The sequence below is a fragment of the Teichococcus wenyumeiae genome, assembly GCF_003696345.1.
Taxonomy (GTDB): Bacteria; Pseudomonadota; Alphaproteobacteria; order Acetobacterales; family Acetobacteraceae; genus Pseudoroseomonas; species Pseudoroseomonas wenyumeiae.
Genome location: NZ_RFLX01000006.1, coordinates 123,911 through 135,803, shown reverse-complemented (window position 1 = coordinate 135,803; position 11,893 = coordinate 123,911). Strand labels below are relative to the sequence as shown.

General features: G+C 69.9%; 10 protein-coding genes. 2 read left to right on the top strand and 8 right to left on the bottom strand.

The features are described 5' to 3' along the window. Window position 1: 1 nt before the first annotated feature. Entirely contained in the window at window positions 2-1,582 is a 1,581-nt protein-coding gene (locus EBE87_RS10600) for an ABC transporter substrate-binding protein (protein WP_120637483.1), read from the bottom strand. 96 nt (window positions 1,583-1,678) lie between these two features. Here EBE87_RS10600 and EBE87_RS10595 point away from each other — a divergent pair, with 96 nt between their 5' ends. Both EBE87_RS10595 and EBE87_RS10590 read left to right on the top strand, forming a co-directional pair. After that, window positions 1,679-2,692: a P1 family peptidase gene (locus tag EBE87_RS10595; RefSeq protein ID WP_120637466.1), complete on the top strand. Its 1,014-nt coding sequence runs from the start codon at window positions 1,679-1,681 to the stop codon at window positions 2,690-2,692. Then, window positions 2,689-3,675: a DUF2891 domain-containing protein gene (locus tag EBE87_RS10590; RefSeq protein WP_120637465.1), complete on the top strand. Its 987-nt coding sequence runs from the start codon at window positions 2,689-2,691 to the stop codon at window positions 3,673-3,675. Before EBE87_RS10595 ends, EBE87_RS10590 begins: the two co-directional genes overlap by 4 nt. Here EBE87_RS10590 and fdhD read toward each other — a convergent pair. The 7 genes from fdhD to EBE87_RS10555 form a co-directional block, all read right to left on the bottom strand. Then, the gene (fdhD, locus tag EBE87_RS10585) at window positions 3,672-4,481 is read right to left on the bottom strand and encodes a formate dehydrogenase accessory sulfurtransferase FdhD (protein WP_233553115.1); all 810 of its coding nucleotides are present in this window, start codon (window positions 4,479-4,481) and stop codon (window positions 3,672-3,674) included. The two genes, EBE87_RS10590 and fdhD, sit on opposite strands and share 4 nt — an antisense overlap. Next, the gene (locus EBE87_RS10580; protein WP_120637464.1) at window positions 4,478-6,748 is read right to left on the bottom strand and encodes an FdhF/YdeP family oxidoreductase; all 2,271 of its coding nucleotides are present in this window, start codon (window positions 6,746-6,748) and stop codon (window positions 4,478-4,480) included. Before EBE87_RS10580 ends, fdhD begins: the two co-directional genes overlap by 4 nt. Before the next feature lie 46 nt (window positions 6,749-6,794). Next, window positions 6,795-7,898: a catalase family protein gene (locus EBE87_RS10575; protein WP_120637463.1), complete on the bottom strand. Its 1,104-nt coding sequence runs from the start codon at window positions 7,896-7,898 to the stop codon at window positions 6,795-6,797. A gap of 64 nt (window positions 7,899-7,962) precedes the next feature. Then, entirely contained in the window at window positions 7,963-9,009 is a 1,047-nt protein-coding gene (locus tag EBE87_RS10570; protein ID WP_120637462.1) for a sulfate/molybdate ABC transporter ATP-binding protein, read from the bottom strand. Then, on the bottom strand, window positions 9,006-9,827 hold the full coding sequence (cysW, locus tag EBE87_RS10565; RefSeq protein WP_120637461.1) for a sulfate ABC transporter permease subunit CysW: 822 nt from the start codon (window positions 9,825-9,827) through the stop codon (window positions 9,006-9,008). Before cysW ends, EBE87_RS10570 begins: the two co-directional genes overlap by 4 nt. Next, window positions 9,824-10,591 (bottom strand): sulfate ABC transporter permease subunit CysT, encoded by a 768-nt coding sequence (gene cysT, locus EBE87_RS10560; RefSeq protein WP_456316265.1) that lies wholly within the window; start codon window positions 10,589-10,591, stop codon window positions 9,824-9,826. The genes cysW and cysT overlap by 4 nt, the downstream gene beginning before the upstream one ends. A gap of 34 nt (window positions 10,592-10,625) precedes the next feature. Then, on the bottom strand, window positions 10,626-11,648 hold the full coding sequence (locus tag EBE87_RS10555) for a sulfate ABC transporter substrate-binding protein (protein ID WP_120637459.1): 1,023 nt from the start codon (window positions 11,646-11,648) through the stop codon (window positions 10,626-10,628). Window positions 11,649-11,893 lie beyond the last annotated feature (245 nt).

Genomic DNA, 11,893 nt, shown 5'->3' with positions numbered 1-11,893 from the left:
CTCAGCCGCGCCGCACGCTCCAGAAAGCGGCGAAACCCGTCGGGATATCCTGGATATCCCGGCGGAAGGCGGTGCGCTGGAGCAACTGGCCCAGCGGGATATAGGGCAGGTCCTGGAAGGCCTGCCGCTGCATCTCAACGGCAATGGCGGCTTGGCTGGCCTCGTCCGGCGCTTGCAGCCAACGCTCCCGCATTGCTTCCAGCGCCGGGCTGTCCGGCCAGCCGCGCCCAGCCGCGCGGCCATTGGCGCGCAGCGAGGCATTCACCGCCGGGTTCAGCTGGTCCAGCCCGGACCAGAAGGTGTGGTAGACGCTCCAGCCCCCCTGTTCCACCGGCTCCATCTTGCCGATGCGCTGGATGGCCGAGCCCCAGTCCATCGCCTGGTAATCGACCTTGATGCCGATGCGCTGCAGCAGGTCCGCGCCCACGTCGGCCAGCGCCTTCAGGTTCGGGAAGTCGGAAGGCGCGAGCACCACCGCGGGCTCCCCCTTGTAGCCGGAGGCCGCCACGGCGCGCTTCGCCGCCTCCAGGTCTCGCGGTGCCGTCAGGGCCTCCATGTCGGCATTGCTGGCCATGGGCGTGCCGGGGCAGAAGAAGCCGATGCCCTCCCGCCAGCCGCCGGGGTCGCTGCCCGCCACGGCCGCCATGAAATCCGACTGCCGCAGCGCCGGCAGCACCGCGCGGCGCAGCGCCGGATTGTTGAAGGGCGGCTGCAGGTGGTTCATCCGCATGATGCCAATGAAGCCGGTGGGGTCCGGCAGGGTGGTGCGCACCTCGCCGCCGCGTTCCAGCATCGGCAGCAGGTCGAAGCCCGGCGCTTCCCACCAATCCACCTCGCCACTGCGCAGCGCGGCGGCGGCGGTGGCCGGGTCGGGCAGCACCTGCCATTCCACGCGGTCGAAATGCACCCGCTTGGCGCCGGCGGTGAAGGAGGAAGCATCCTCGCGCGGCAGGTAATCCGGGTTTCGGTCATAGACCACGCGGGCGCCGGCCAGCCGCTCCCCCGCATTGAAGCGGAAGGGGCCGCTGCCGACCATCTCGGCCACCGGCTTGAAGGGGTCGGTCTGCGCCAGCCGCTCCGGCATCATGGCGCAGATGGGCGAGCCCGGCTTGCCCAGCGCGGCCGGCAGCAGCGGAAAGGGCCGCTTCAGCCGGAAGCGGACGAGGCGATCCTCCGGCGCGGAGAGTTCCTCCGTCGCCTCCATCAGCGACTGTCCCAGCGCGTCCCGCGCCGCCCAGCGGCGGATGCTGGCCACGCAATCCCGCGCCAGCACGGGCGCGCCGTCATGCCAGCGCAGCCCGGGGCGCAGCGTCAGGGTCCAGCGGCGGCCGTCATCCTCGACCACATGGCCCTCCACCATCTGCGGCCGTACGCGGAACTCCGCGTCCATGCCGTAGAGCGTGTCGAAGACCATCATGGCGTGGTTACGGGTGACATAGGCCGCCGTCAGCACCGGATCGAGAACTGCCAAGTCCGATTGCGGCACGAAGCGCAGGGTACTGGCCCGCCGCGCACGCGCCAGGCGCGGCGCGGCCAGCAGCGTGGCGGAAGCGGCAAGGATCGAGCGGCGCGGAAAGCGCATGGTGGTCTCCGTCATCGCGGTGTGGGGCAGGCTAGGCCGGTTTCGCCGGATGGCAAGCCTTGGCCGGGCCCGCGGCAGACGGCATGATCCCTTGCCATGAGCCAGACACTCAACCTGCTGACCGACATTCCTGGCATCCGGGTCGGGCATGCCACCGACCTGGCGCTGGGCTCCGGCGTCACCGCCGTGCTGTTCGACGCGCCGGCGGTGGCCGCGGTGCAGATCGGCGGCGGCGCCCCCGGCACGCGCGATACCGACCTGCTGCGCGCCGAGATGACGGTGGAGCGGGTGGATGCCATCGTGCTCTCCGGCGGCTCGACCTTCGGGCTGGATGCGGCGGGCGGCGTGCAGGCGGCGCTGCGGGAGGATGGGCGCGGCATCCGGTTCGGCGGCATCAACATCCCGCTGGCGCCCCAGGCCATCCTCTTCGACCTGCTGAACGGCGGCAACAAGGACTGGGGGCGGTTCAGCCCCTACCGGGACCTGGGCTACGCGGCGGCGCGGGCAGCGGCGGCGGGGGAGTTCGCGCTCGGCTCCGTCGGCGCCGGCACCGGGGCCACCACCGCCACCGTCAAAGGCGGTCTGGGCTCAGCCAGTGGGGTCACGGCACGGGGGCACCGGGTGGCGGCCATCGTAGCGGTGAATGCGGTCGGCTCGCCCCTGGTGGGCGAAGGCCCCTGCTTCTGGGCCGCGCCTTTCGAACAGGGCGCGGAATTCGGCGGCCTCGGCCTGCCGCAGCACTTCGGGGCGGAGGATCTGCGGCCGCGCCTCAAGGGCAGCGCCGGCACCGCCACCACCATCGGGCTGGTGGTCACCGATGCGGCACTGACCAAGGCGCAGGCCCGGCGGCTGGCCATCATGGCGGATGACGGGCTGGCCCGCGCCATCCTGCCCGCCCATGCGCCCACGGATGGCGATACCGTCTTCGCCACCGCCACGGGTGCCGTGCCGTTGGGGGACCCGGTTGCGGCGCTGACCCTGCTCGGCCATACGGCGACGCAGGTGATGGCGCGCGCCGTGGCCCGTGCCGTCTTCTCGGCCACGACTTTGCCTTGGCCCAACGCGCAGCCCTGTTGGCAGGACCGCTTTGGCGAGAGGAACAAGGCATGACAAGGCTGGACGAAACCCTTGCCGCGAAGCTGGCGCGCATCGCGCTGGGGCACGTGACGCGGGAATACCCCAACAAGCTGGATCATGTGATGGCCGGGCCGGAAGATGCGCGCGGCCCGCGCGACCTGCACCCGATCTTCTTCGGCAGCTTCGACTGGCATTCCTGCGTGCACAGCTACTGGATGCTGGCGCGGCTGCTGCGCCGCTTCCCTGGCATGGACTCGGCCGCCGAGATCCGCACGCTGTTCGAGACGCAGTTCACGCCAACGAATGTGGAAGCGGAATGCGCCTATCTGCGCCGCCCCACCGCACGCGGCTTCGAGCGGCCCTATGGCTGGGGCTGGCTGCTGAAGCTCGCCGCCGAGCTTCCCTCGCCGCATGCCGAAGCCCTGGCGCCGCTGGCGGGCATGATGGCAGAGCGCTTCCTGGACTTCCTGCCGCGCGCCACCTACCCCACCCGTGTCGGCACCCACTACAACAGCGCCTTCGCCTTTGTCCTGGCCGCCGATTACGCGGCGGCGATGTCGCACCAGCCGCTCGCCGCCATGCTGCGGGATACGGCGGCCCGCTGGTTCAGCGAGGATATCGATTGCCAAGCCTGGGAACCCGGCGGCGACGACTTCCTGTCCTCCGCACTGATCGAGGCGGAATGCATGCGGCGCCTATTGCCGGAAGGCGCCTTCCTGCCCTGGATCGACCGCTTCCTGCCCCGGCTGGCGCAACGGCAGCCCGCGACGCTCTTTTGCCCTGCCACGGTCAGCGACCGCACGGATGGCAAGATTGCGCATCTGGACGGGCTGAACCTCAGCCGCGCCTGGTGCTGGCGCAGCCTGGTCGCCGCGCTGCCCGAAGCCGACCCGCGCCGCGCTCTGGCGCTTGAGACCGCCGAGGCGCATCTCCAATCCGCCCTGCCGCATGTCGCCGGCGACTACATGGGCGAGCACTGGCTGGCCAGTTTCGCCGTGCTGGCGCTGGAAGCCTAGGCCGGCGCGGCCTCCAGCACTCGGTGGGGGCGGGTGAAGATCTCGAAGCCGTCGCGCCGGCAGATGCCCATCACGGTGATGCCGGCAGCCTCCGCCACCTCCAGCGCCAGGGTGGTGGGGGCGGAAATGCCGGCCAGCATCGGCGCGCCCAGCATCGCCGCCTTCTGCACCAGCTCCACCGAGATGCGGCTGGTCACCATCACCAAACCTTCCGCGGCCGGCAAGGAACGGGCGGCCAGGGCGCCCGCCAGCTTATCCAGGGCATTGTGGCGGCCCACATCCTCGCGCAGCGCCACCAGGCCGCGGCGCGGGTGCCAGAAGGCCGCCGCATGCACCGCATGGGTTTCCGTGTTCAGCGCCTGGGCCGGTGGCAGGCTGGCCAGGGCGGCCTCGATCTCCTCGGGGGAAAGCGCCACGCCGGGGCCGACCTCCGGCACGGCCCGCTGCACCTGGGCCAGCGTTTCCAACCCGCACATGCCGCAGCCGACAGGGCCGGCCATCCGCCGCCGCCGCGCCGCCAGCGCCTCCCCCCGCCCCGGCTGCAGCCAGAAGCGCAGGTCGATACCGGTGGGCAGCGGCACGATCTCCAGCACCTCCACCTCATCGGCATGGGTCAGGATGCCTTCCGTCAGGCTGAAGCCGATGGCGAAGTCGCGCAGGTCATCCGGCGTCGCCATCATTACGGCATGGGCCGTGCCGTCATAGGTGAAGGCCACCGCGACCTCCTCAGGCAAGGCGCGATCGCCATCCTGCCAGTTGCCGCCACGCCAGGCGCGGCGCGGAGCCTGCCGCGAGCCAGGCATCATGACGCTACCACCCGCACCGGCACCGACTTCGCCGCCGGTACCTTGCTGCGCTCGGCATGGTGCCAGAGCGGGATCAGCCGGTTGCATTCCGGGTAATAGGCCGCGATGCAGCCATCGGGCAGGTCGTAAGCCACCACCTGCAGGCCGGAGACCTGACGCTCCCGCCCATCGTCGGCCTCGGTGCGCAGGGTCACGCTCTGGCCTTCTTCCAGGCCCAGCCGCACCATGTCGTTGCGGCCGATGAAGACTACGTCCCGCGTGCCGCTGACGCCGCGGAAGCGGTCGTCATAGCCATAGACGGTGGTGTTGAACTGGTCGTTGGACCGCAGGGTGATGAGCTGCAGCACCCCTTTTCGCTGCAACGGGACATCGGGGTCGGCCCGCAGCCCGGCGGGGGAGATGAAATTGGCCTTGCCGGTCTTGGTCTTCCACACCCGCTCCCGCGCCGCGCGGGGCCGTGGGAAGCCACCAGGCGTCTTCAGGCGCTCATTGAAGCCACCGAAAATATCGGGAAAGGTCTCGGCGGCCGCGTCGCGGATGCGGCTGTAATCCGCCACCCATTCATCCCAGGGCACACGGGCGTTCATCGGCAGGGTGGCCTTCGCGAGCCCGGCGACGATGGCGGGCTCCGACCGCAGATGCTCGCTGGCCGGCTGCGACAGGCCGCGAGAGGGATGAATCTGCCCGTTGGAATCCTCAATCGAGACGGTCTGTGGCCCGGCGCGCTGCGTATCGGTTTCGATGCGCCCGAGGCAGGGCAGCAGGTAAGTCACCTCCGCCGGCACGAGGTGGGAGCGGTTCAGCTTGGTGGCGATCTGCACCGAAAGACGCAGGCGCGGCCAGGCTTCTTCCATCGGCCCGGTCTCCGGCACCGCGCGCAGGAAGTTGCCGCCCAGCGAGAGGAAGGCGCGCACGCGGCCGTCCAGCACCGCCTCGCAGGCTTCCACGGTGTTCATCCCCTTCTCGCGCGGCGGGGAAAAGTTGTACTGCTCCGCCAGCTTGTCCAGCGGCACAAGCTCCGGCTTCTCGCTGATGCCGATGGTGCGCTGGCCCTGCACGTTGGAATGCCCGCGCACGGGGCAGATGCCGGCGCCTTCCTTGCCGATATTGCCGCGCAGCAGCAGCAGGTTCACCAGCATCTGCACATTCTCGACGCCGCGCCGATGCTGGGTCAGCCCCATGCCATAGATGGCCATGACCGCCTTGGACTTGCCGTAGCAGCGCGCCACACCTTCCAGCGCCGGCCGCGTCAGGCCGGATTCCTGCTCGATATCCGCCCAGTCGGTCTTGCGCGCGGCGCGGGCGAAATCCTCGAATCCCTGGGTGTGCTGAGCGATGAAGTCGTGGTCCAGCAGCGGCTCGCCGGCATCATCGGCCTCGATCAGTGCCTTGCAGAGGCCCATGATGGCCGCGATGTCGCCGCCCGCCTTCACCTGATGGTACTGGGAGGAGATGCGCGTCTCCTTGCCCGTCAGCATCTCGGTCGGCGACTGCGGGTTGGTGAAGCGCTCCAGCCCGCGTTCGCGCAGCGGATTGAAGGTGATGATCGGCACGCCGCGCTTCGAGGCTTCCTGCAGCGGATGCAGCATGCGCGGGCTGTTGGAGCCCGGATTCTGCCCGAAGAACATGATGCAGTCAGTATGCGAGAAGTCGGTCAGCGAGGTGGTGCCCACCGACTGCCCGATGCTTTCCGGCAGCGCCACGGAGGTGCTCTCGTGGCACATGTTGGAGGAATCGGGCAGGTTGTTGGTGCCGTAGAGCCGCGCGAAAAGCTGCCACATGTAGGACGCTTCCAGCGAGGCGCGGCCGGAGACGTAGAAGACCGCCTCTTCCGGCTTCAGCCGCCGCAGCTCGACGCCGATCTCGCGGAAGGCATCCTCCCAGGTCACGGGGCGGTAGGTATCGCTGTGCGGGTCCCAGCGCATCGGCTGGGTCAGGCGGCCAATCGCTTCCAGGTCATGGTCCCGCCAGCCGCGCAGCTCGGCCAGGGTATGCCCGGCGAAGAAGTCGGGGCCGACGCGCTTGGAGGTGATTTCCCAGGCCGTCGCCTTGGCGCCGTTCTCGCAATACTCGAAGGCATGCGGCACCGCCGGCTTCTCCCAGGCACAGGAGACGCAGGCGAAGCCGTCATGCTTGTTCTGCTTCATCAGGATGGCATTGCCGCCCACCAGGCGGCCTTCCCGGTGCAGGATGCCCTCGACCGATTTCAGCGAGCCCCAGCCCCCGGCAGGGCCTTCATAGGGTTCGATATGCGTTTCCTCGCTCATCGTCTTGCGCCTTGTTCTGGCCCGCCCGGCGGCGGGATGATCGGTGTCAGGCCGGCAGGTTCAGCTCACCCTGCGGCTCATGGATCGGGCAGCGGCCATGGCCGGCACGGAAGCGGGAGGAGGCCTCGTAGGTCGCCTTGCGCACGCGCATCACGCCGCCCAGCGGCCGGTGCGCCGCCAAACCATGCCAGGGGCTGAAGGCGCAGCCTTCATCCACGGCGGCGGCGCGTTCCTCGCTCCAGCCTGTCTGCCGCGGCACCCGCAGGCGCGCCACGGCGATGAAGGGGCTCTTCTCCTCCGGCCAGGGTACGGAAGCATCCTCGATCGGCATGCTGTCCAGGTCGGTGCAGAGCTGCACACGCAACTCCCATTCAGCGTCCTCGCTGCGGAAGAAGCCGTTCACAGCGCGGCGCAGGGCATCGGGCTGGTCCCGCACATCCAGCGGCGCATCCTTCAGCGCCTTCAGGTTGGAGGAAACCGGCGCCACGGAAATCTTGGCCATGTAAGGCCCATGCAGCAGCGGCACCTGGGAATAGAAGGTCTCGCCCAGGGGATGCGTCTGGGGATGGCCGCCCATGGTCTTGAGGGTTGCGCTCTCTCCGCCCGCCGCCTCCACCAGCGCCTCGGCGCCGCGAAACACCGTGGAAGCCAGCTTCTTCCAGGCCTGCGGCGTATCCGTGGTCTTGGCCAGCAGCTTCAGGCTGCCCAGGAACTGCTTCGGCTTGGCGACGGCAAAGGCCGGGGCATTGACCAGCACGTAATCCTGGGTGCCGCCCGGGGCATCCGGCAGCCGCTCGCCTTCCACGTTCAGGACCTTCAGCGCCAGCCCGCGCGGCAGGGAGATGCTGTCATCCAGGATATCGCCGGCATTGGTGGAGAAGCGCAGCACCACCGGGTGGCGGCCAGGGCGCGCGTAGAGCCCCTGCGCCAGTTCCGGCGGCAGCCCTTCCAGCACCTCCAGCTCACCCTGCAACAGGCCGTGGCTCTTGGCATGCACGCCGCGCAGCGCCTGCTCGGAATTGCGGAAAGTGGTTTCCTGGATGTCCCGCAGCGCCTCGATCAGCTCATGCGTGGTGGCGGCTTCGTCGCCGTCCGGCTGCTCGAAGGAAGGCTGGTAGCGCAAGGGCGTCACGGGCAGGCTGGCTGACATTCTTGCTCCGGTCATCGGATGGGTCGGAGCTTGAACGCCCTGGCCGGCGGGAACGTTGCCGCCTTCAGCCGGTGGCGAAGGCGCGGGCGGCGCCCGGCCGCAGCAGGCAGGCGTCCCCGGGGCGCAGCGGGCTGCCAGGCAGCTCGGCCTCCACGATCAGCGGGCCAAGCTCCAGCTCCAGCCGCACGCCATGGCCGGTGGGGCGGCGGGCGCGCAGGGTGGCATTGCCTGCCTCCGCCACCGGCAGCACCTGCCAGTCGCGGGGCCGGATGAAGGCCAGGGCCGGTCCAGGGGCGCGCGGGGCCTGCCGCAGGGCGCTGGCCGGCAGGGGCGCCAGCGGCAGGGGGTCGAAGCGCAGCGCCGTGCCATCCCACTGCGCCTCCAGCCGCACCGCCTCCCCCAGGAAGCCGGCCACGAAGGCGTCGGCGGGATGTTCAACCAGCTCTTCCGGCGTGTCGTATTGCACGATGGCGCCGCCGCGCATCACCGCCACGCGGTCCGCCAGTTCCATGGCCTCGTCCTGGTCGTGGGTGACGAAGATGCTGGTGAGGCCCATGTCGCGATGCAGGTCCCGCAGCCAGCGGCGCAGGCCCTTGCGCACCTCGGCATCCAGGGCGCCGAAGGGCTCGTCCAGCAGCAGCAGGCGCGGCTCGATGGCCAGGGCCCGCGCCAGTGCCGCGCGCTGCCGCTGCCCGCCCGAGATCTGATCAGGCCGCCGCGCCGCCAGTTCCGGGATCTGCACCCGCTCCAGCAGGGCGGTCACGCGCCGGGCGATCTCGGCGCGCGGCGGGCGGGTGGCGCGGGGGCGGATGCGCAGGCCGAAGGCGATATTCTCGAAGACGCTCATGTGCCGGAACAGCGCGTAGTGCTGGAAGACGAAGCCGATCCGCCGCGAGCGCACCGGCACATCTGCCATGTCCTGGCCCTCGATCAGCACCCGCCCCGCATCGGCCGCCTCCAGCCCCGCCAGGATACGCAGCAGCGTGGTCTTGCCGGAGCCGGAAGGGCCGAGCAGCGCGACGAACTCGCCGCTCCGCACCTCCAGGTCGATGTCGCGCAGCGCGGCGGCATTCCCGAACCGGCGGCACAGGCCCTGGACGGAGACGCTCATGCGGGATGCGCGCGCGTGGCGCCATGACGTTCCAGCAGCGCCTTGGCCCCCAGCGTCACCAGCGCCAGCAGCGTCAGCAGCGCCGCCACCGCGAAGGCGGCGACGAACTGATACTCGTTGTAGAGGATCTCCACTTGCAACGGCATGGTGTTGGTTTCGCCCCGGATATGGCCTGACACGACGGATACGGCGCCGAATTCGCCCATCGCCCGCGCATTGCAGAGAAGAACGCCGGACAACAGCGCCCAGCGGATCTCGGGCAGCGTCACGCGGAAGAAGGTCTGGAAGCCGGTCGCGCCGAGGGTCGCGGCCGCTTCCTCGGCGGTGCGGCCCTGCTCCTGCATCAGAGGCACCAGGGTGCGGGCGACAAAGGGAAAGGTGACAAAGATCGTCGCCAACACCAGCCCCGGCAGGGCGAAGATGATCTGCAGGTCATGCGCCTGCAGCCAGGGCCCGAACCAGCCCTGCGCCCCGAAGAGCAGCACCCAGACCAGGCCGGAGATCACCGGCGAGACGGAGAAAGGCAGCTCGATCAGCGCCAGCAGCAGGCCACGCCCGGGAAAGGTGAACTTGGCGATGCACCAGGCGGCGGCCAGGCCGCCCAGCGTGTTCACCGGCACCGACAGGGCCGCCACCAGCAACGTCAGGCGGATGGCGGCCTGCGTATCCGGCTCCGCGATGGCTTCCAGCGCCGGGGCCAGGCCGCGCCGCAGGGCCTCGGCGAAGACCGTGACCAGGGGCAGGAGGAGCAGCACCACCGCTAGCAGCAGGGCGACGCCGAGCACGACACGCCGGGGCCAGCGGCTCTCGTTCCTCATTTGGCGCGGCCCCAGCGTTGCAGCCAGTTCAGCAGCAGCAGGATCATGAAGGCCAGCAGCAGCATCGCCAGCCCCACGGCGGCGGCGCCGGCATAGTCATACTGCTCCAGCCGGATGGTGATCAGCAGGGGCGCGATCTCACTCACCATGGGCATGTTGCCGGCGATGAAGATGACGCTGCCATATTCCCCGAGTCCGCGGGCAAAAGCCATGGCGAAGCCCGCCAGCAGCGCCGGCATCAGGGCCGGCAGCACCACGCGGAGCAGGGTCTGCAGCCGGTTGGCGCCCAGGGTAGCGGCGGCTTCCTCGGCCTCGCGTGGCAGGTCGCGCAGCACGGGCTCGACGCTGCGCACCACGAAGGGCAGGCCCACGAAGAGCATGGCGATGCCGACGCCCAGCGGCGTATAGGCGACCTTCAGCCCCAGCGCCCCGAGCGGCGCGCCCAGCCAGCCTTCCGGCGCATAGAGCGCCGTCAGCGCCAGGCCCGCCACGGCGGTGGGCAGGGCGAAGGGCAGGTCGATGGCGCCATCCAGCAGCCGCCGGCCCGGGAAGCGGTCGCGCACCAGTACCCAGGCCAGCAGCAGCCCGATAGGCAGGTTCACCGCCGCCGCCGCCAGGGAGGCCAGGAAGGAAAGCCGCAGCGCCGCCAGTACCCGCGGCTCGGCCAGGGAGCGCAGCACGCCCTGCACCCCCAGCTCCCAGGGCCGGACGGCCAGGGCCGCCAGCGGCACCAGCACGATCAGCCCCAGCCACAGCAGCGTCACCCCCAGGGAGGCGCCAAAGCCCGGAATGGCTCCCCTAGCGCGCAGGGCGGTAAGCCTGGTCGAAGCTGCCGCCATCGTCGAAATGGCGCTTCTGCGCCGCCGCCCAACCGCCGAAATCGCCATCCACCGTCACCAGCTCCAGGCGGGGGAAGCGGTCCCCGACGGCGGCCAGGGCAGCGGCGTCACGCGGGCGGTAGAAGTGCTTGGCGGCCAGGGCCTGGGCTTCCGGCGTGTAGAGGGCCTGGAGATAGGCCTCCGCCAGCGCCCGGCTGCCGCGCCGGTCCACCACCTTGTCCACCACGGCCACCGAGGGCTCGGCCAGGATGGACAGCGGCGGATAAACGATCTCGAACTTGTCGCGGCCGAATTCCTCGAAGGCGAGATGCGCCTCGTTCTCCCAGGCCAGCAGCACATCGCCCTGGCCGTTGCGGGCGAAGGTGGTGGTGGAGCCCCGCGCGCCGGTGTCCAGCACCGGCACGTTGCGGTAGAGCCTGCCGAGGTATTCCTGCGCCGAGGCCTCGCTGCCACCGGGCTGGCGCAGCGCCCAGGCCCAGGCCGCGAGATGGTTCCAGCGCGCGCCGCCCGAGGTCTTGGGATTGGGCGTGATCACCCCCACTCCCTCCCGCGCCAGATCTCCCCAGTCCCGGATATTCTTCGGGTTTCCCTTCTTCACCAGGAAAACGATGGTGCTGGTATAGGGCGCGCTGTTGAAGGGCAGCCGCTTCTGCCAGTCGGGAGCGATCAACCCGCGTTCGGCGATGGCATCCACGTCATAAGCCAGGGCCAGCGTCACCACATCCGCCGGCAGCCCGTCGATGACGGAGCGTGCCTGCCGGCCGGAGCCGCCGTGGGAGGTGCGGATCTGCACTCCCTGCCCGCCCTGGGCCTTCCAGCGCTCGGCGAAGAAGGCGTTATAGCTCCGGTAGAATTCCCGCGTGGGGTCATAGGATACGTTGAGGAGCTGCGTCGGTGCCTGCGCCCGCGCGCCGCCGCATGCCAGCCCCGCGAGTGCCAGGCCGCCGAGCAGCGCCCGGCGTGAGGTCCGTACAGAGGTCATGGTTTCGACACTCCTTCCGATGCGGTCCGCCAAGTGTTTCCCGGCGGAAGGGTCAGAGACAACACCTATCGAGGTTTGCGCGCGCTCCTCGCGCGGAGCTTATTCCACAATGGTGAAGTGGATAACAAAAATTCCACTTGATGATGTCAAGGTTTGGCGTCACCTAGTGCGAGCCAATCATGGCTTATCGGGCCTCCGGGCCCCGCGGGATTTGACCCATGCAGCTTGCACCGCGTCACCAAATG